17 protein-coding genes are annotated in these 18,742 nt (G+C 69.9%); 16 read left to right on the forward strand and 1 reads right to left on the reverse strand.

Annotated features, from left to right (window positions below; genetic code table 11):
• Positions 1–10: 10 nt before the first annotated feature.
• The 16 genes from AC3WQM_RS20750 to AC3WQM_RS20825 all read left to right on the forward strand — a co-directional run bounded on the left by AC3WQM_RS20750 (position 11) and on the right by AC3WQM_RS20825 (position 17,053).
• Positions 11–601, forward strand: coding sequence for a DUF3305 domain-containing protein (locus AC3WQM_RS20750; RefSeq protein WP_159277698.1), 591 nt, complete (start codon positions 11–13; stop codon positions 599–601).
• Positions 594–1,226, forward strand: coding sequence for a DUF3306 domain-containing protein (locus AC3WQM_RS20755; RefSeq protein ID WP_492681314.1), 633 nt, complete (start codon positions 594–596; stop codon positions 1,224–1,226). The genes AC3WQM_RS20750 and AC3WQM_RS20755 overlap by 8 nt, the downstream gene beginning before the upstream one ends.
• The gene (locus tag AC3WQM_RS20760; RefSeq protein ID WP_492681438.1) at positions 1,186–3,264 is read left to right on the forward strand and encodes a 4Fe-4S binding protein; all 2,079 of its coding nucleotides are present in this window, start codon (positions 1,186–1,188) and stop codon (positions 3,262–3,264) included. The genes AC3WQM_RS20755 and AC3WQM_RS20760 overlap by 41 nt, the downstream gene beginning before the upstream one ends.
• A complete protein-coding gene (locus AC3WQM_RS20765; RefSeq protein ID WP_492681316.1) occupies positions 3,261–3,878 on the forward strand; it encodes a TorD/DmsD family molecular chaperone in 618 nt (205 codons plus the stop codon). The genes AC3WQM_RS20760 and AC3WQM_RS20765 overlap by 4 nt, the downstream gene beginning before the upstream one ends.
• Positions 3,879–3,991: 113 nt before the next feature.
• Positions 3,992–4,219 carry a formate dehydrogenase gene (locus AC3WQM_RS20770; protein ID WP_492681318.1) on the forward strand — a complete coding sequence of 76 codons (228 nt, stop codon included), beginning with the start codon at positions 3,992–3,994 and terminating at the stop codon, positions 4,217–4,219.
• Between the two features lie 9 nt (positions 4,220–4,228).
• Positions 4,229–7,204, forward strand: coding sequence for a formate dehydrogenase subunit alpha (locus AC3WQM_RS20775; protein ID WP_489057581.1), 2,976 nt, complete (start codon positions 4,229–4,231; stop codon positions 7,202–7,204).
• Positions 7,205–7,213: 9 nt separating this feature from the next.
• Complete coding sequence (fdh3B, locus tag AC3WQM_RS20780) at positions 7,214–7,834, forward strand: formate dehydrogenase FDH3 subunit beta (protein WP_056573451.1); 621 nt, start codon at positions 7,214–7,216, stop codon at positions 7,832–7,834.
• Positions 7,831–8,082 carry a hypothetical protein gene (locus AC3WQM_RS20785; RefSeq protein ID WP_082817975.1) on the forward strand — a complete coding sequence of 84 codons (252 nt, stop codon included), beginning with the start codon at positions 7,831–7,833 and terminating at the stop codon, positions 8,080–8,082. The genes fdh3B and AC3WQM_RS20785 overlap by 4 nt, the downstream gene beginning before the upstream one ends.
• Before the next feature lie 12 nt (positions 8,083–8,094).
• Positions 8,095–9,351 (forward strand): formate dehydrogenase subunit gamma, encoded by a 1,257-nt coding sequence (locus AC3WQM_RS20790; protein WP_492681320.1) that lies wholly within the window; start codon positions 8,095–8,097, stop codon positions 9,349–9,351.
• Entirely contained in the window at positions 9,348–9,737 is a 390-nt protein-coding gene (locus AC3WQM_RS20795; protein ID WP_095744480.1) for a hypothetical protein, read from the forward strand. The genes AC3WQM_RS20790 and AC3WQM_RS20795 overlap by 4 nt, the downstream gene beginning before the upstream one ends.
• Before the next feature lie 152 nt (positions 9,738–9,889).
• A complete protein-coding gene (locus tag AC3WQM_RS20800) occupies positions 9,890–11,143 on the forward strand; it encodes a molybdopterin molybdotransferase MoeA (RefSeq protein WP_492681322.1) in 1,254 nt (417 codons plus the stop codon).
• On the forward strand, positions 11,140–13,059 hold the full coding sequence (locus AC3WQM_RS20805) for a molybdopterin biosynthesis protein (RefSeq protein ID WP_492681324.1): 1,920 nt from the start codon (positions 11,140–11,142) through the stop codon (positions 13,057–13,059). The genes AC3WQM_RS20800 and AC3WQM_RS20805 overlap by 4 nt, the downstream gene beginning before the upstream one ends.
• Positions 13,060–13,107: 48 nt before the next feature.
• Entirely contained in the window at positions 13,108–13,938 is an 831-nt protein-coding gene (locus tag AC3WQM_RS20810; RefSeq protein WP_492681440.1) for an ABC transporter substrate-binding protein, read from the forward strand.
• Positions 13,939–14,014: 76 nt separating this feature from the next.
• A complete protein-coding gene (locus AC3WQM_RS20815; protein ID WP_492681326.1) occupies positions 14,015–15,508 on the forward strand; it encodes an ABC transporter permease in 1,494 nt (497 codons plus the stop codon).
• 223 nt (positions 15,509–15,731) lie between these two features.
• Positions 15,732–16,517 (forward strand): exodeoxyribonuclease III, encoded by a 786-nt coding sequence (gene xth, locus AC3WQM_RS20820; protein WP_492681328.1) that lies wholly within the window; start codon positions 15,732–15,734, stop codon positions 16,515–16,517.
• A 5-nt stretch (positions 16,518–16,522) separates the two neighbouring features.
• Entirely contained in the window at positions 16,523–17,053 is a 531-nt protein-coding gene (locus tag AC3WQM_RS20825; protein WP_492681330.1) for a hypothetical protein, read from the forward strand.
• A gap of 156 nt (positions 17,054–17,209) precedes the next feature.
• On the opposite strand, the gene ntrC is transcribed toward AC3WQM_RS20825, so the two are convergent.
• The gene (gene ntrC / locus AC3WQM_RS20830) at positions 17,210–18,730 is read right to left on the reverse strand and encodes a nitrogen regulation protein NR(I) (RefSeq protein ID WP_492681332.1); all 1,521 of its coding nucleotides are present in this window, start codon (positions 18,728–18,730) and stop codon (positions 17,210–17,212) included.
• Between the last annotated feature and the right edge of the window lie 12 nt (positions 18,731–18,742).

Genomic DNA, 18,742 nt, shown 5'->3' on the forward strand with positions numbered 1-18,742 from the left:
TGGTTCGTTCATGCCTTCTTCGGACACTCCCGCGACCGCGCCCACGGGCCGCCCGACGCTCGACGTCGCGGTGGTCATGCGCCGCGAGCGCCTGCACGGCCCCTCGAGCCACTGGCAGCCCTGGCGCTGGACGCTCGACAGCGTGCTGCCCGACGAGCCCGGCTTCGGCACCGAGCCGCGCCTCCTGCGCGACGACGACGGCGAGCAGCACTGGCTGCACCCCGGCTTCAAGGTCGAGCTGTACCGCGACGAGGCCGAGGGCTACCACCTCAACGCGATCACACCGACGCCGTGCTGGTTCGTGCTGTGGCGCATGGACGAAGAGCCCACGCTCGCACCGCTGCCCATTCCGCGCCCGGTCGTGGTCACGCTCAGCTACTACGAGGCCGGCCGCTGGCTCGATGCGCAGGAAACCGTGGAACAGGTGCCGGCGCCCGCGGAGGTCGTCGACTGGGTGCGCGCCTTCGTCGACGAGCACTACGTGGTCGAGCCCAAGCGCCGTCGGCGGCCCGAGAGCTTCCGCTCGCTGGTCGACCGCTTCGGCAACGCCGCGAGCGTGACGACCGAGAAGAAGCGCGGACGGGGCGCGGGCGATGTCTGAAGGTTTCCTGGGACGCTGGTCGCGCCGCAAGCAGGAGGTGCGCGCGGCCGAGGCCGTCGTGGAAGAAAAGACCCTGCCGGCCGTGGAACCCGTTGCGGCGCCAGCGCCGGTGCCAGCACCCGCCGCGCTCGCCGAGCCCCCCGCCGCCGAAGGCGATCAGGAAGCCGCGCCGCCGCTGACGCTCGCGGACGTGGACGCGCTGGGCATCGAGTCCGACTACACGCCCTTCCTCACGAAGCAGGTGGCACCCGAGGTCAAGAACGCGGCCTTCCGCAAGCTCTTTGCCGATCCGCATTTCAACGTGATGGACGGCCTGGACACCTACGTCGACGACTACTCCCAGTCCACCCCCGTGCCCGAGAGCGTGCTGCGCCAGATGGCCAGCGCCAAGTTCCTCAAGCTCTTCGACGAAGACCCCGAAGACGCCGAAGACATTCCCCCTGAAACCCCCGACGCCGCCGAGGCGACGGACGTGGCACAGTCCCAGGATCCCGCAACGCTTCCCAGCCCGCCGGTTGCCACGCTGCAACCCGCCAGCCAAGAAACCGATGACCACCACGCTGATTTGCGACTGCAACCAGACGATGCCGCTCGAGCCGAAGACGCTCGGCGCGGCACTGGCTGAAACCCTCCCGCTGCATTCGTCGCTGTGCCGCCGCGAGGCGACCTCCTTCCAGCGCGCCATCCAGTCCGGCGACGACGTCGTGGTCGCCTGCACCCAGGAAAAACGGCTGTTCGGCGAACTCGCCACGCAGACGCCCAACGCCACCTCGCCGATCCGCTTCATCAACATCCGCGAGACGGGCGGCTGGAGCCGCGACGCGAAAAACGCGATGCCGAAGATCGCCGCGCTGCTGGCCGCCGCCAGCCTGCCCGAGCCCGACCCCGTCTCGACCGTGAGCTACACCAGCCAGGGCCGGCTGCTGATCATCGGCCCGCTCGACGCGGCCGAGCGCGCCGCGGCGCTGGTCGGCGACACGCTCGACGTCACCGTGCTCGCGCAGGGCCCCGGTGCAGACGGCGGCGCCCAGGCGCGCCGCTGGCCGGTGATCGCCGGGCGCATCGATTCGCTCACCGGCTGGCTCGGCGCCTTCACGCTGCGCTGGACGCGCGACAACGCGATCGACCTCGACCTGTGCACCCGCTGCAATGCCTGCGTGGTCGCCTGCCCCGAGCAGGCCATCGGGCTGGACTACCAGATCGACAGCGCGCGCTGCACCTCGCACCGCAACTGCGAGCGCGCCTGCAGCGTGGCCGGCGCCATCAACTTCAGCCGCGAGCCGCAGGCGCTCGACGCGGCCTTCGACCTCGTGCTCGACCTCGGCGCCGCGCCGCAGATCGACTGGCACGCGCCGCCGCAGGGCTACTTCCACCTGCCCGGCGGCGTCGCGCAGGCCGAGGGCCTGCAGACGCTGCTGCGCCTGCGCGAGCTGGTGGGCGAATTCGAGAAGCCCAAGTTCTTCGACTACAAGCAGAAGCTGTGCGCGCACAGCCGCAACGAGGTGGTCGGCTGCAACGCCTGCGTCGAGGTGTGCTCGGCCCATGCCGTGAGCAGCGACCCGCAACGCCAGCGCATCGTGGTCAACCCGAACCTGTGCGTCGGCTGCGGCGCCTGCACCACGGTGTGCCCGACGGGCGCGCTGGGCTACACCTACCCGCGCGCACCCGACCAGGGACTGAAGCTGCGCAAGCTGCTCGGCACCTATGCCGCGGCGGGTGGGCGCGATGCCGCGCTGCTGTTGCACAGCCAGGAAGGCGGCCAGGCGCTGCTCGAACAGCTCGGGCGGCAGGCGCAGCTGGGCAAGGCCCAGGGCGTGCCGGCGCGCGTGATGCCGGTCGACCTCTTTCATGCGGCCAGCACCGGCATCGACCTGTGGCTGAGCGCCGTCGCCTTCGGCGCCTCGCAGGTCGCGGTGCTGTGCACCGGCGAAGAGGCGCCGCAGTACCTCGCGGCGCTCAAGCAACAAAGGGACGTCGCGCAGGCGCTGCTGCTGGGCCTGGGCTACACCGGCACGCACTTCCACGTGATCGAGGCCGACTCGCCCGCCGCGCTGGACGCCGCGCTGGCCGGCCTGCGCACGACCACGCAGCGCGTGCCGGCCACGGCCGCCCGCTTCGCCGTCGGCGCCGACAAGCGCGACCGGCTCGAGATGGCGCTGGACCACCTGATGGGCGCGGCCCCGGCCCTGCAGGCGCCCGCCGAGACCCCGCTGGCCTTCGCGCTGCCGGCCGGATCGCCGCTGGGCGCCGTCGCCGTCGACAAGGACAAGTGCACGCTGTGCCTGGCCTGCGTCAGCGCCTGCCCGTCGGGCGCGCTGCTGGACAGCCAGAGCGCGCCGCAGCTGCGCTTCATCGAGAAGAACTGCGTGCAATGCGGCCTGTGCGAAACCACCTGCCCCGAGGACGCCGTCTCGCTCGTGCCGCGCCTGCTGGCCGCGCCCGAGCGCAAGCAGCAGGTGCTGCTGAACGAGGCCAAGCCCTGGGCCTGCATCCGCTGCAGCAAGCCCTTCGGCACGCAAAAGGCCATCGAGGCCATGCTCGGCAAGCTGGCCGGGCACGCCATGTTCCAAGGCGAAGCGCTGGAGCGCCTCAAGATGTGCAGCGACTGCCGCGTCATCGACCTGTACAGCGCCACCAACGAAGTGAAGATCGCCCCGCTATGAGCCAGACCTTTCCCGCCACTTCCGCGCTCGACGAGGAGGTGGCCCGGGCCGAGCTCTACGGCCTGCTCGCGCGGCTGTGGTACGCCGCGCCCGATGCCGAGTTGCTGGCGGCCTTCCAGGTCGCGCCCACCGAGGCGCCGGCCGCGGGCGCCTTCCTGGAAGAACCGTGGCGCCAGCTGGTCGGCATCGCGCGCGACACCAGCGCGGCCGCCGCGCACGAGGAATACGACGCACTCTTCGGCGGCATCGGCAAGCCCGAGGTGTTCCTGTTCGGCTCGCACTACCTCAGCGGCTTTCTCAACGACAAGCCGCTCGTGCAGCTGCGCCACGACCTCGACAAGCTGGGCCTGGCACGCACCGAGGCCACCTACGAGACCGAGGACCACATCGCCTGCCTGTTCGAGGTCATGCGCTACCTGATCGCCGGCGAAGACGTGGCGGTGGCCAACCTCACGCAGCAGCAGGCGATGTTCTCCAAACACATCCAGCCGTGGCTGCCCGCCTTGTGCGATGCTGTGTCGCAGCATCCGAAGGCGCGGTTCTACGCGGCGCTCGCCGCATTCACGCGCGCGTTCGGCGACGTCGAGGCGCAAGCCTTCGACATGCTGGACTGAAGCGAACGAATGCGAGGGGTATTCGGGTTGCTCACACCTTGTTGCTGGACTAGTATCCATAAGGCCGACCGGGTTTCCCTTGCTCGTCGCGCCCAGCCACTCCTGGAGTCAACATGCAGGACAGCCAAAACACCGGCATCAAGCCGGCCTCCCGTCGCGGATTCTTTCTCGGTGCCGCCACCGCCGGCGCCGCCGCGGTGGCCGTCACCGCGCTGCCGAAGGTGGTGACCGAAGCGCCCGTCGCCGCCGCCACGCCTTCCCTGCCGCCCCCGCCCGAAAACGGCGGCGGCTATTCCCTGAGCGAACACGTCAAGCGTTACTACGCCACCACGTCAGCCTGAGGAGACCCCGTGCTTCTGACCAGAAAATCCCCAGGCACCGCGAGCCCGCGGGCCTCCGACGCGTCGCCCTTCGTTCACAGTCTGCGGCGCGGCCTCGCGAACGCCTTGCCGACCATGGACCGGCGCGCCTTCCTGCGGCGCTCCGGCCTGGGCGTCGGCGTGGGCCTGGCGGCCAGCCAGCTCACGCTGATCCAGAAGGCCAAGGCCGCCGACGGCCGGCCCACGGCCATCGGCGCCGGCAAGATCGAAGTGAAGCGCACCGTGTGCTCGCACTGCTCGGTCGGCTGCGCGTCCGACGCGGTGGTCGAGAACGGCGTGTGGGTGCGCCAGGAACCGGTGTTCGACTCGCCCATCAACCTGGGCGCGCACTGCGCCAAGGGCGCGGCGCTGCGCGAGCACGGCCACGGCGAGTACCGCCTGCGCTACCCGATGAAGCTCGTGAACGGCAAGTACGAGCGCATCAGCTGGGACACCGCACTCGACGAGATCACCGCCAAGCTGAAGGAACTCACCAAGGCCAGCGGCCCCGACGCGATCTACTGGATCGGCTCGAGCAAGCACAGCAACGAGCAGGCCTACCTGCTGCGCAAGTTCGTGAGCTTCTTCGGCAGCAACAACTGCGACCACCAGGCGCGCATCTGCCACTCGACCACGGTCGCTGGCGTGGCGAACACATGGGGCTACGGCGCCATGACCAATTCGTACAACGACATGCGCAACGCGAAGATCGCGATGTACATCGGCTCGAACGCGGCCGAGGCGCACCCCGTGAGCATGCTGCACATGCTGCATGCCAAGGAAAACGGCTGCAAGATGATCGTGGTCGACCCGCGCTTCACGCGCACGGCGGCCAAGGCCCACGAGTACGTGCGCATCCGTTCGGGCTCGGACATCGCGTTCCTGTTCGGCATCCTGCACCACATCTTCAAGAACGGCTGGGAAGACAAGCGCTACCTCAACGACCGCGTCTACGGCATGGAAGAAGTGCGCGCGGAAGTCATGAGCAAGTGGACGCCCGACAAGGTCGAGGAGGCCTGCGGCGTGAACGAGGCGCAGGTGCTGAAGGTCGCGACCATGCTGCACGAGCACCGCCCCGGCACCGTGGTGTGGTGCATGGGCCAGACGCAGCACAGCATCGGCAACGCCATCGTGCGGGCCTCGTGCATCCTGCAGCTGGCGCTGGGCAACGTGGGCACCTCGGGCGGCGGCACCAACATCTTCCGCGGCCACGACAACGTGCAGGGCGCGACCGACGTCGGCCCCAACCCCGATTCGCTGCCGGGCTACTACGGCCTGGTCGAAGGCTCGTGGAAGCACTTCGCCGCCACCTGGGGCGTGGACTTCGAATGGATCAAGGGCCGCTTCGCCTCGCCCGCGATGATGAGCAAGCCCGGCATCACGGTGTCGCGCTGGATCGACGGCGTGCTCGAGAAGAACGAGCTCATCGACCAGGACTCGAACCTGCGCGGCGTCTTCTACTGGGGCCATGCGCCCAACTCGCAGACGCGCGGCCTCGAGATGAAGCGGGCCATGGACAAGCTGGACCTGCTGGTCGTGGTCGACCCGTACCCCTCGGCCACGGCCGCCATGGCCGCGATGCCGGGCCGGCCCGAGGACGCCAACGCGAACCGCGCGGTGTACCTGCTGCCCGCGTGCACGCAGTTCGAGACCAGCGGCTCGGTGACGGCGTCGAACCGCTCGATCCAGTGGCGCGAGAAGGTCATCGAGCCGCTGTGGGAAAGCCGCACCGACCACATGATCATGCAGCAGTTCGCCGACCGCCTGGGCTTCGGCAAGGAGCTGAGCAAGAACTACAAGATGCAGAAGGTCAAGGGCATGGACGAGCCCGTGCCCGACGACATCCTGCGCGAGATCAACAAGTGCTGCTGGGCCGTCGGCTACTCGGGCCAGAGCCCCGAGCGGCTGCAGGCGCACATGCGCAACATGGCCGCCTTCGACGTGCGCACGCTGCGGGCCAAGGGCTCGGTCAAGGACAAGGTCAACGGCTACGACATCTCGGGCGACTACTACGGCCTGCCCTGGCCCTGCTACGGCACGCCCGAGCTCAAGCACCCCGGCTCGCCGAACCTGTACGACCCGTCCAAGCACGTGATGGACGGCGGCGGCAACTTCCGCGCGAACTTCGGCGTGGAGCGCAACGGCAAGAACCTGCTGGCCGAGGACGGCTCCCACTCGCTGGGCGCCGACATCACCACCGGCTACCCCGAGCTCGACCACCTGCTGCTCAAGAAGCTCGGCTGGTGGGACGAGCTCACCGAGGCCGAGAAGCCCAAGGCCGAAGGCAAGAACTGGAAGACCGACAGCTCGGGCGGCATGATCCGCGTGTTCATGAAGAACCACGGCTGCCACCCCTTCGGCAACGCCAAGGCGCGCGCGGTGGTGTGGAACTTTCCCGACGCGATCCCGCAGCACCGCGAGCCGCTCTACGGCACGCGCCCCGACCTGGTCGCCAAGTACCCGACGCACGACGACAAGATGGCCTTCTGGCGCCTGCCCACGCTCTACAAGACGGTGCAGCAGAAGAACATCGCCGACAAGATCGCCGAGAAGTTCCCCTACATCATGACTTCGGGCCGGCTCGTGGAGTACGAGGGCGGCGGCGAGGAAACCCGCTCTAACCCCTGGCTGGCCGAGCTGCAGCAGGAGATGTTCATCGAGATCAACCCGAAGGTGGCGGCCGAGAAGAACATCCGCAACGGCGAGCGCGCCTGGGTGCACACGCCCACGGGCGCCAAGCTCAACGTGCAGGCGCTGGTGACCGAGCGCGTGGGGCCCGACACGGTGTTCATGCCCTTCCACTTCTCGGGCCGCTGGCAGGGCGAAGACCTGCTGGCCTACTACCCGAAGGGCGCGGCGCCCATCGTGCGCGGCGAGGCCATCAACACCGCCACCACCTACGGCTACGACAGCGTCACCATGATGCAAGAGACCAAGACCACGGTCTGCAACATCGAGAAAGCATAAGGAATCACCATGGCAAGAATGAAGTTCGTCTGCGATTCCGAGCGCTGCATCGAGTGCAACGGCTGCGTCACGGCCTGCAAGAACGAGAACGAGGTGCCCTGGGGCGTGAACCGCCGCCGCGTGGTCACGCTCAATGACGGCCTGCCGGGCGAGAAATCGATCTCGGTGGCCTGCATGCACTGCTCCGACGCGCCCTGCATGGCGGTGTGCCCCGTGCAATGCTTCTACCGCACCGAGGAAGGCGTGGTGCTGCACGACAAGGACGTGTGCATCGGCTGCGGCTACTGCTCGTACGCCTGCCCGTTCGGCGCGCCGCAGTTCCCGTCGCAAGGCACCTTCGGTGCGCGCGGCAAGATGGACAAGTGCACCTTCTGCGCCGGCGGCCCCGAAGCCAACGGCTCCGAAGCCGAGTTCGAGAAGTACGGCCGCAACCGCCTGGCCGAAGGCAAGCTGCCGGCCTGCGCCGAGATGTGCTCGACCAAGGCCCTGCTGGCCGGCGACGGCGACGTGGTGGCCGACATCTTCCGCACCCGCGTCGTGCACCGCGGCACGGGCGCCGAGGTCTGGGGCTGGGGCACGGCCTACGGCTCGCAACAGGCCGGCACGCCGCCCACCGGAGGCACCAAGTGAAGCGCGCGGTCGTGATGCTCGTCGCGCTCGCCTCGGGCGCGATGCTGCTGGCGGCCTGCAGCGAGAAGCCGCAGACGAACGCCGAGGGCGTCAAGCACGACGCGGTGCCCTGGAGCGGCACGGGCACGCAGGCCAACACCGGCACCGCCTTCACCGCGCCCGGCTGGAAGGTAGGCGACAAGACGGCGTGGGAGCAGCAGATCAAGACGCGCTCCAACGGCCAGAACGAGTACACCCGAGAAAACTGAACCGGAGGCCGCATGAGCGTCACCATTCGCACCAGGCACGCGTTCCACGCGCTGCTGGCGACCGCGCTCCTGGGCTGGGCAGCGGTGGCGCCGGCCCAGGAGGCCAAACCGGCCGCGAGCGGCGCCGTGACCGCGGCGCCCGCCCCTGCTTCGCCTGCCGCAGCCACGGCTGCAGCACCGAAGGCCGAGGGCGGCATCCGCAGCCAGAACATCTTCGACGTCAAGCCCGAGGCCAGCGCCGACCCCAACTACCTCAACCAGACCAACGGCGAGCGCAACAAGGTCCAGCCCGGCAACAACGCGCCGATGTGGCGCCAGGTGAGCGGCGGCGTCACCGGCTACAGCAGCCTGCCGATGAGCCAGGCGCCCGAGGCCGGCAACCTGATCCAGCGCTTCGTGCAGTACCCCGGTTCGCGCTTCACCAACGCGGGCGAGGCCTGGCGGCAGGTGCGCAACGACTGGATCATTCCGTACGGCGCGGCACTGCTCTTCGTGACGCTGCTGGCGCTGGCGATCTTCTATTTCACGCGCGGGCCGATCCGCCTGCACGGCACCGAAACCGGCCGCAAGATCGAGCGCTTCACGCCCTTCGAGCGCGCCACGCACTGGTCGAACGCGCTGGCCTTCGTCACGCTCGCGATCTCGGGCATCGTGATGGCCTTCGGCAAGTTCTTCCTGCTGCCGGTGCTGGGCAGCACGCTGTTCGGCTGGCTCGCCTACGTGCTCAAGACGGTGCACAACTTCGTGGGGCCGCTGTTCGTGGTGACCACGCTGTTCATGATCTTCACCTTCATCCGCAGCAACTGGCCGAGCAAGGACGACTTCACCTGGCTGCGGCACGGCGGCGGCCTGTTCGGCGGCAAGGAGCCCGCGTCGCACCGCTTCAACGCCGGCGAGAAAGCGGTGTTCTGGGGCGGCGTGCTGTTCCTGGGCAGCATCGTCATCGCCTCGGGCCTGTTCCTGGACAAGCTGCTGCCCGGCTTCGTCTACACGCGCGGCGAGATGCAGGTCGCGCACATGGTGCACGCGGTGGCCACGCTGCTCATGATGGCGATGATCATGGGCCACATCTACATCGGCACGCTGGGCATGGACGGCGCCTACAAGGCGATGCGCGAAGGCTATGTCGACGAGGCCTGGGCGCGCGAACACCACAAGCTCTGGTACGACGACATCCAGGCCGGCAAGATCCCCGCGCAGCGCTCGCAACCGGCTGGCGCACCCGAGCCCGCGCGGCCGGCGACGGCGCAGCAAGGAACCTCCGCATGAAGCACACGCTGACCCTTCTTCTGTGCGCACTCGCTGCGACCTCCGCTGTCGCCAAGCTCCCCCCGCCCACGCCGGAAGCGCAGGCCAAGGCCGCCGAGGCCGCGGCCCGCACCGCGTGGAGCGCCAAGACCGACGGCTACCTGCTGTGCAAGTCACAGGACCAGGTCGCCGCCAAGTACCGCGCCAGCGCGCAGGCCGCGGGCAAGCCGGCACCGGCCGCGGTGGCCACGCCGCCCTGCGTGGACCCGGGGCCTTACGCCGCCGCCCCCAAGGTTGAAACCAAGCCCATCGAAGCATCGGGCGCTCACTCTCCGGCCCCCACGGCCGCGTCGCCACCGAGCTCGAACCAGACCTCGGCGCAGACGAATCCCGCACCCAAGAAGTAGGCCGGCCACGCACCGCGCGTGCGCGGACGCGGCTGAAGAAAAAACGACCGCAAATGGCCCGCCGGCAAGGTCCGGCACGGCCGCTCTTGCGCATGGCTGTCGGGTGCCATGCCCGACCACGCCGGCGACCTCCAACTTCTATACTGGCCCCGATGCCCACACCCGAACGAACCGTCTCGACCGATGTGCGTATGCGCGGCTTCACGCAGCGCGCCGAGGTGCCCACCGCCCTCGCCTGGATCGATGCCCACACGCCCTTGCTGCCCGGTGAATCCGTGGCCGTCGACGAGGCCACGGGGCGGGTGCTGCTGCAGGAGGTGATCGCGCCCATCGCGGTGCCCGAGTTCGACCGCGCGGCCATGGACGGCTATGCGCTGCGCGGCGGCGAGACCACGGGGGCCGGCGAATACAACCCGCTCGAATTTCCGATCGCGGGCCACGCCTGGCCCGGCCGCCCCTTCGAAGGCGAGGTGCCCGCAGGTGCTGCCATCCGCATCATGACCGGCGCCCCGGTGCCGCACGGGCTCGATGCCGTGGTGCCCGCCGAGTACGCGAGCGAGCAGGACGGGCGACTGGCCATCACGCGCGCCGTCGCGCCGGGCCAGCACGTGGGCCACGTCGGCGAGGACATCGCGCGCGGCAGCACGGCGCTGGCCACGGGTCGCCGCCTGCGTCCGCAAGATGCGGGGCTGGCGGCTTCGCTCGGCCTGGCGCAGTTGCAGGTGGTGCGCCGGCCGCGCGTGCGGCTGCTCGTCACCGGCAACGAAGTGCGCGCGCCTGGCACGCCCAAGGGCCCGAGCGAGATCTACGACGCCAACTCCGTGACCTTGCGCGGCTTGGTCGCACGCGACGGCGGCCTGCTCGAGTCGCACCAGCGCCTGGGCGACGACCCGCAAATCATCGCGCAGGCACTGGCCGCGCCCGGCGCCGACGTGGTGCTCATCTCCGGCGGCTCCAGCGTGGGCGCCGAGGACCACGCGCCGCGCCTGCTGGCCGAGCTCGGCGAGCTGGCGATCCACGGCATCGCGATGCGGCCCTCCAGCCCGGCCGGCATGGGGCGCATCGGCGACACGCTGGTGTTCCTGCTGCCGGGCAACCCGGTCTCCTGCCTGTGCGCCTACGACTTCTTTGCCGGGCGCGCGATCCGCCTGCTCGGCGGCCGGCCCGCCGACTGGCCCTACCCGCGCACGCGCGCCACCGTGGCGCGCAAGATCGTCTCGCAGGTGGGGCGCGTCGACTACGTGCGCGTGAAGATCGGCGCCGACGGCGTGGAGCCGCTCGCGCTCTCGGGCGCCTCGGTGCTGAGTTCGACCACGCGCGCCGACGGCTTCGTGATCGCCCCCGCCGAAAGCGAAGGCTTCGGGCCCGGGACCGACGTCACTGTTCATCTGTACGAGTGCCTGTGAAAGCCCAATCGCAATTTCTCGATGTCGTCACGCGGGACGAGGCCGAGCGCCGCTTCCGCGAACACCTGAGCCTCGCGCCGCTGGGCCGCGAGACCGTTCCGCTGCACGCGGCGCTGGGCCGGGTGCTCGCCGACGACGCGGTCGCCGCCATCGACGTGCCCGGCTTCGACCGCTCCAACGTTGACGGCTTTGCCGTGCAGGCCGCCGACACCTGGGGCGCGATGGAAGAACAGGTCCGCGCGTTGGCCCTCGTCGGCGAGACGCTCGCACCCGGCATCGTGCCGCAGTGCGAAGTGACGCCCGGGTGCGCCACGGCGATCGCCACCGGCGGCATGCTGCCGCGCGGTGCCGACGCGGTGGTGATGGTGGAACACACCGACCTCGACGGCGGCAACGTGCAGGTGCGCCGCGCCGCCACGGCCGGCGAGAACGTCAGCTACGCCGGCACCGACATCGCGCGCGGCGAAACCGTGCTGCGCGCCGGCCAGGTGCTGAGCTCGCGCGAGATCGGCGTGCTCGCGGCGCTGGGCCTGGCCGAGGTCGGCGTGTGGCGCAAGCCGCGCGTGGCCATCTTCTCCACCGGCAACGAGATCGTCGCGCCCGGTGCGCCGCTGCCCACGGGCGCGGTGTACGACTCCAACGCCGCCATCATCGGTGCCGCGGTCGAGGAACTGGGCGGCGAGCCCGTGCGCCTGGGCGTGATCCCCGACGACGAGGCCCTGCTGTCGGCCGCGCTCGCGCGGGGCCTGGCGTGCGACGCCGTGGTCTTCTCGGGCGGCACGTCCAAGGGCGAAGGCGACCTGTCGTACCGCGTGGTGGCCGCCCTCGGCGACCCAGGCGTGGTGGCGCACGGCGTGGCGCTCAAGCCCGGCAAGCCGGTGTGCCTGGCGGTCACGGGCGGCAAGCCGGTCGTGATCCTGCCGGGCTTTCCGACCTCGGCGGTCTTCACCTTCCACGAGTTCCTGGCGCCCGTGATCCGCGCCTTCGCGGGCCGGCCGCCGCAACGGCACGCGCACGTGGCGGCCACGCTGCCGATGCGCGTGAACTCCGAGCGCGGCCGCACCGAGTATTTGCTGGTGGGCCTCGTGCCCACCGACGACGGCGTGGCCGCCTACCCGATGGGCAAGGGCTCGGGCTCGGTCACCACCTTCAGCAGCGCCGACGGCTTCATCACCATCGGCCAGCACACCGAGATCGTCGATGCCGGCGCCCCCGTGCAGGTGCAGCTGCTGGGCCAGGGGCTGGACGCCGCCGACCTGATCTTCATCGGCAGCCACTGCGTGGGCCTGGACTGGCTGGCCGGCGAGCTGATGCGCCAGGGCATCCGCATCAAGGCCATGAACGTGGGCAGCACCGGCGGGCTGATGGCCGCCAAGCGCGGCGAATGCGACGTGGCCGGCATCCACCTGATGGACCCGGCGACGGGCGTCTACAACCGGCCGCTGCTCACGCCGGGCCTCGAACTGGTGACGGGCTACGGCCGCATGCAGGGCGTGGTCCATCGCCCCGGCGACACGCGCTTCGAGGGCCTGGACGCCGCCGCGGCCATCGCGGCCGCGACCGCACAGCCCGGCTGCACCATGGTCAACCGCAACGCCGGCAGCGGCACGCGCATCCTCATCGACCGCCTGCTCGGCGGCGCGCAACCGCCCGGCTACGGCGTGCAGACCAAGTCGCACAACGCGGTGGCGGTGGCCGTGGCGCAGCAGCGCGCCGACTGGGGCCTGGCCATCGACACGGTCGCGCGCCAGTACGGGCTGGGCTTCATTCCCGTGCAGGAGGAACGCTACGACTTCGTGGTGCCCCAGGCACGGCTTGGGCGCGCGCCGGTGCAGGCCTTCATTGCGTTGCTGCAATCGACCGCGGCGCGCGAGGCGCTGGGCCGGCTGGGCTTTCGCGTCGATGCCGCAGCCTGATGGCCGAACCGCTTCTTTCTTTCACTCTCGAGGACTGACACGATGACGATGGCTTCGCGCAGACGCTTCACCCTTCTCGCCCTCGCCGGTGCGCTTGCCGGCGCGCTGCTCGCGCCGATGGCGCAGGCACAGGACAAGTTCATCGTGCTGGCCTCGACCACCTCGACGGAACAGTCGGGCCTGTTCAAGCACCTGCTGCCGCAGTTCACCAAAGCATCGGGCACCGAGGTGCGCGTGGTGGCGGTGGGCACGGGCCAGGCGCTGGACATGGCGCGCCGCGGCGATGCCGACGCGCTGTTCGTGCACGACCAGCCCGCCGAAGAGAAGTTCGTCGCCGAAGGCTTCGGCCTGCCGCGCCGCCCGGTCATGTACAACGACTTCGTGCTGATCGGGCCCAAGTCCGACCCGGCCGGCGTGCGCGGCAACGACATCGCGGCGGCGCTCAAGCGCCTGGGCACCACGGGCGGCGCCTTCGTCTCGCGCGGCGACAAGAGCGGTACGCATGCGGCCGAGCTGCGCCAGTGGAAGCTGGCCGGTATCGACCTGGCCGCGGCCAAGCCGGCCGGCTACAAGGAATGCGGCTGTGGCATGGGCCAGGCGCTCAACATCGCGGCCTCGACCAATGCCTACGTGCTGTCCGACCGCGGCACCTGGCTCAACTTCAAGAACCGCGCCGACCTGGGCATCGTGGTCGAGGGCGATAAGCAGCTGTTCAACCAGTACGGTGTGATCGTCGTGAACCCGGCCAAACACCCGCACGTGAAGAAAGACCTGGCGCAGGCGTTCTCCGACTGGGTCGTGTCGCGCGACGGGCAGGCCGCCATCGCTGCGTACAAGATCGGCGGCGAGCAGCTCTTCTTCCCGAACGCGGGCCAGTGAACGGCGCGCCGGTCGATGACGGGGCCGGACCACGCGATGCGCACCGCCTCACGTCGGCGATGAAGGCCGTCTTTCGATGAACACCGTGACCGAAGGCTGGGCGCTGGCCTGGCACCTCATCACCAGCGCCGACCCCGAACTCGTGCGCATCACGGCGCTGTCGCTGCAGGTGAGCGCCACGGCCTGCCTGGTCGGCGCGCTGTTCGGCCTGCTGCTGGGCGCCTGGCTCGCGGTGGCGCGGTTCCCGGGGCATGTGCTGGCCGTGTGGCTGGTGAACACGCTGCTGGCCCTGCCCGCCGTGGTGGTGGGCCTGCTGGTGTACCTGCTGCTCTCGCGCTCGGGGCCGCTGGGCGAGTTGGGCATTCTTTTCACGCCGTCGGCGATGGTGGTGGCGCAGAGCGTGCTCGTCACGCCGCTGATCGCCGCGCTGTCGCGCCGGCTCGTGATGGCGGCGCTGGCCGACGGCGGCGACCAGCTGCGCTCGCTGGGCGCCGGGCCGCTCGCCACCGCCCTGCTGATGCTGGTGCACGACCGGATGGGCGTGGCCACCGTGCTGCTCACGGCCTTCGCGCGGGCCATCGCCGAGGTCGGGGCCGTGATGATCGTCGGCGGCAACATCGCCGGCGTCACGCGCGTGATGACCACCACCATCGCGCTGGAGACCAGCAAGGGCGACCTCGCGCTGGCCCTGGCGCTGGGCATCGTGCTGCTGGCGGTGGTCGGCGCGGTCAACGGCGCCATCGGGCTGCTGCAATGGCTGGCCATGCGCCCGCTGAGCACTGCCCCGCCGGCCAGGCCGCACGCGGTGCGCCGCACGCCCGCCCCGCACACGCCGGCCGCGGTGGGCACGGTGCCGCTGATCCGGCTCGAGCGCGCCACGGTGCGCTTCGGCGCGCTGGTCGCATTGGACGAGGCCTCGCTGACCCTGCACCGGGGCGACCGGCTCGTGCTCGTGGGCGCCAACGGCTCGGGCAAGACCACGCTGCTGCGGCTGCTGCACGGCCTGCTGCCCTGCGAAGGGCGCTGCGAGCGCCTGCCGCTGCGACCCGAAGGCCGCCTGCCGCGCGCGGCCATGCTGTTCCAGCGCCCCTTTCTGCTGAGCCTCTCGGTGTGGCGCAACGTGTGGGTGGGCCTGTGGCTGGCGGGCGTGCCGGCCGCCGAGCGCAGCGAGCGCTGCGGCCTGGCCCTGGCGCGCGTGGGCCTGCTCGAACATGCCGAGCGCTCGGCGCGTTCGCTGTCGGGCGGCCAGCAGCAGCGCCTGGGCCTGGCGCGCGCCTGGGCGCTGCAGCCCGACATCCTGTTCCTGGACGAGCCCACGGCCAGCCTGGACCCCGGCGCCAAGAACGAGATCGAGGCCCTCATCGAAGAGGTCGCCCACAGCGGCGTGACGATCGTGATGAGCACGCACAACCTCGGGCAGGCCAAGCGCCTGGCCACGCGCGTGGCGTATCTTCACGCGGGGCACATCGTGGTCGAGCGGCCCGTGGCGAGCTTCTTCGATTCGGACGATCTGCCGCCCGAGGCCGCCCAGTTCCTGCAGGGCGAGCTGGGCTGGTACCTTCAGCCCTAGCGCCGGCGGGCTGGTCGGCGGTTCCGCGCCCCTCGCCTTCGCTTACACGGCATCCCGATCCAGCGAGGCAAAATACCGCGATGGAAATCACTGTCGCGGTCTCGCTGCCGACATTCCTTCCTTCCGGGTCTGGGCGCGGCCACTTCTTTCGCCTGCACAGAGACCTCACCGACCGGCTGCGAACGCACGACCGCCCCCCGATAACCGACTACGCAGAGCCCTCATGAAAATAGCCACCTGGAACGTCAACTCCCTCACCGCGCGCCTGCAGCATGTGCTCGACTGGCTCATCGCCAACCCGGTCGATGTGCTGTGCCTGCAGGAGCTCAAGATGACCGACGACAAGTTTCCGCTCGAGGTGCTGAAGTCGGCCGGCTACGAGGCGGCAGTGTTCGGGCAGAAGACCTACAACGGCGTCGCCATCCTCAGCCTCTCGCCGCTGCGCGACGTGGTGAAGAACATCGACGGCTTCACCGACGAGCAGTCGCGCGTGATCGCCGCCACCCTCGACACGCCCTCGGGCCCGCTGCGCGTGGTGAACGGCTACTTCGTGAACGGCCAGGAACCGGGCAGCGAAAAATTCACCTACAAGATGAAGTGGCTCGACGCGCTGCACGCCTACATTGCGCGTGAACTCGCGGCGCACCCGAACCTCGTGCTGCTGGGCGACTTCAACGTCACGCCCGAGGACCGCGACAGCTTCGACCCCGTGGGCCTGAAGGAAACGATCCACCACACGACCGAAGAGCGTGACCATTTCAAGGCGCTGCTGGGCCTGGGCCTGACCGACAGCTTCCGCATGTTCGAGCAGCCCGAAAAGAGCTTCTCGTGGTGGGACTACCGCATGCTGGGCTACCAGAAGAACCGCGGCCTGCGCATCGACCACATCCTCGTGAGCGAACCGCTGCGGCCGCTGGTGAAGGGTTGCGTCATCGACCGCGTGCCGCGCAAGTGGGAAAAGCCGAGCGACCACGCCCCGGTGGTGCTCGAACTCGGCGCGGGCGCCTGACGGCCATGACGACGCCGATCGCCGCACGCCTGGCCCGTTCCGCCGCGATCGCCGCCGCGGCGCTCGCGTTGGCCGCCTGCTCGGTGCTCAAGCCGGGCGGCGGATCGGAAAGCGGCACGGGCACCCCGTCGCCCAGCGGCGAAACCGCCGCCGAAGGCAGTCGCGACGTGCCGACCGTGCGGCTCATCACCGCGCAGACGCCCGCCATCCGCACCTACCGCAAGACCGGCGCGCGCCACATCTACAAAGCGTATGCCGACCGCATCTACAAGGGCAAGATCCCGCCGCTGGTGTATGCGGTGGTGGTGGTCGAAACCGACATCGATGCGAACGGCAAGGTCAACAACGTGACCTTCAGCCGCGTGCCCAGCCATGCGCCCGAGGTGCCGCCGATGATCGCGGACCTGATCAAGGCGACCTCGCCCTTGCCGAGCCCCGGCAAGCTGGGCGGCCACACGTACGTCGACACCTGGCTCTGGGACAAGAGCGGGAAGTTCCAGCTCGATTCGCTGACGCTAGGCCAACGCAGCCGATAACTTGGTACACCCCCAGGCTGCGCGCACTTCGTGTCGCTACGCCAACCCCCTTGCAGGGGGCGATACCGGCGGCCCGGCAAAGCCGGTTCCGCGGTATCCCTGGAAGGGTTCGAGTGCGCGTAGGCAGGTCGAAAAAAAGGCCCGTAGAGGGCCTTTTCATTCGATACCGAGTTCCTGGATTTTCCGGGTGATGGTGTTGCGCCCGATGCCCAGCTTCTGGGCCGCCTCGATGCGCCGCCCGCGCGTGTTGGCCAGCGCGGTGAGGATCAGCCGCGATTCGAAACGGCGCGTGAGCACGTCCCACACGTCGGTGCGGCCTGCGGCCAGCAGCGCCTGAGCCTCGGCTTCGAGGCCGCTTTCCCAGGCGCTGGGGCCGGTCGGTGCGCCTGGCACCGCCTCGGGGGCCGCGACCACCGGCGCGGACGCGTCGCGCTCGACGGCCAACGGCGCTGCCGTCTGCACGGGCGCCGCCACCTCGGCCACCGCCGCATGCACGTCCGCCCCACTGACCGCCATCACTTCAGGCGGCAGGTCTTTCGATTCGATCAGCTGCGCGGGCGCCATCACCGTGAGCCAGTGGCAGATGTTCTCGAGCTGGCGCACGTTGCCCGGGAAGCTGAAGGTCGCGAGCTTGGCGAGCGCGGCATCGGAGATGCGCTTGGGCTCGACGCCCAGCTGGCGCGCGCTCTGCTGCAGGAAGTGCCTTGTGAGCGCGGGCACGTCCTCGCCGCGTTCGCGCAGTGCGGGCAGGCGCAGGCGGATCACGTTGAGGCGGTGGAACAGGTCTTCGCGGAAACCGCCGAGCTTCACGCGCTGCTCGAGGTCCTGGTGGGTGGCGGCGATGACGCGCACGTTGGCCTTGACCGAGTTGTGGCCGCCCACGCGGTAGAAATGGCCGTCGCTGAGCACGCGCAAGAGGCGCGTCTGCAGGTCGAAGGGCATGTCGCCGATTTCGTCGAGGAACAGCGTGCCGCCCTCGGCCTGCTCGAAGCGGCCGCGGCGCATGGTCTGCGCGCCGGTGAAGGCGCCGCGCTCGTGGCCGAAGAGTTCGCTCTCGAGCAGGTCCTTGGGAATGGCGGCGGTGTTGATCGCCACGAAGGGGCCGTTGGCGCGCGGCGAGTGCTTGTGCAGCGCGCGCGCCACCAGTTCCTTGCCCGAGCCCGATTCGCCGGTGATGAGCACCGTGACGTTGCTTTGCGACAGCCGGCCGATGGCACGGAACACGTCCTGCATCGCGGGCGCCTGGCCGAGCATCTCGGGCGCGGCAACCATGCGCTCTTCGGACACCTCTTCGCGCTGGCTTTCGTCGACGGCGCGGCGGATGAGTTCCACGGCGCGCGGCAGGTCGAAGGGCTTGGGCAGGTACTCGAAGGCGCCGCCCTGGAAGGCCGAAACCGCGCTGTCCAGGTCGGAGAAGGCGGTCATGATGATGACCGGCAGGCCGGGGTGCTTGGCCTTGATCTTGTCGAGCAGGTCGAGCCCCGAGCCGCCCGGCATGCGGATGTCGCTCACTAGGACCTGCGGGCCCTGCTGCTCGTCGCCTTCGGCCTGTTCGAGTGCGGCCAGGACTTCGCGTGTGTTCGTGAAGCTGCGCGTAGGCATGTCTTCGCGCAGCAGTGCCTTCTCGAGCACGAAGCGTATCGATTGGTCGTCATCAACTATCCAGATCGGCTTCATGCATCTCCTCTG

This window comes from Variovorax sp. FW301-JW7 (assembly GCF_058788795.1).

What these genes read in the sequence shown, in the direction of transcription:
- AC3WQM_RS20815 (WP_492681326.1), top strand. Translation starts at nt 14,015, where the DNA reads ATGAACACCGTGACCGAAGGCTGGGCGCTGGCCTGGCACCTCATCACC.
- AC3WQM_RS20765 (WP_492681316.1), top strand. Translation starts at nt 3,261, where the DNA reads ATGAGCCAGACCTTTCCCGCCACTTCCGCGCTCGACGAGGAGGTGGCC.
- fdh3B (WP_056573451.1), top strand. Translation starts at nt 7,214, where the DNA reads ATGGCAAGAATGAAGTTCGTCTGCGATTCCGAGCGCTGCATCGAGTGC.
- ntrC (WP_492681332.1), bottom strand. Translation starts at nt 18,730, where the DNA reads ATGAAGCCGATCTGGATAGTTGATGACGACCAATCGATACGCTTCGTG.
- AC3WQM_RS20770 (WP_492681318.1), top strand. Translation starts at nt 3,992, where the DNA reads ATGCAGGACAGCCAAAACACCGGCATCAAGCCGGCCTCCCGTCGCGGA.
- xth (WP_492681328.1), top strand. Translation starts at nt 15,732, where the DNA reads ATGAAAATAGCCACCTGGAACGTCAACTCCCTCACCGCGCGCCTGCAG.
- AC3WQM_RS20795 (WP_095744480.1), top strand. Translation starts at nt 9,348, where the DNA reads ATGAAGCACACGCTGACCCTTCTTCTGTGCGCACTCGCTGCGACCTCC.
- AC3WQM_RS20755 (WP_492681314.1), top strand. Translation starts at nt 594, where the DNA reads ATGTCTGAAGGTTTCCTGGGACGCTGGTCGCGCCGCAAGCAGGAGGTG.
- AC3WQM_RS20760 (WP_492681438.1), top strand. Translation starts at nt 1,186, where the DNA reads ATGCCGCTCGAGCCGAAGACGCTCGGCGCGGCACTGGCTGAAACCCTC.
- AC3WQM_RS20750 (WP_159277698.1), top strand. Translation starts at nt 11, where the DNA reads ATGCCTTCTTCGGACACTCCCGCGACCGCGCCCACGGGCCGCCCGACG.
- AC3WQM_RS20800 (WP_492681322.1), top strand. Translation starts at nt 9,890, where the DNA reads ATGCCCACACCCGAACGAACCGTCTCGACCGATGTGCGTATGCGCGGC.
- AC3WQM_RS20790 (WP_492681320.1), top strand. Translation starts at nt 8,095, where the DNA reads ATGAGCGTCACCATTCGCACCAGGCACGCGTTCCACGCGCTGCTGGCG.
- AC3WQM_RS20810 (WP_492681440.1), top strand. Translation starts at nt 13,108, where the DNA reads ATGGCTTCGCGCAGACGCTTCACCCTTCTCGCCCTCGCCGGTGCGCTT.
- AC3WQM_RS20825 (WP_492681330.1), top strand. Translation starts at nt 16,523, where the DNA reads ATGACGACGCCGATCGCCGCACGCCTGGCCCGTTCCGCCGCGATCGCC.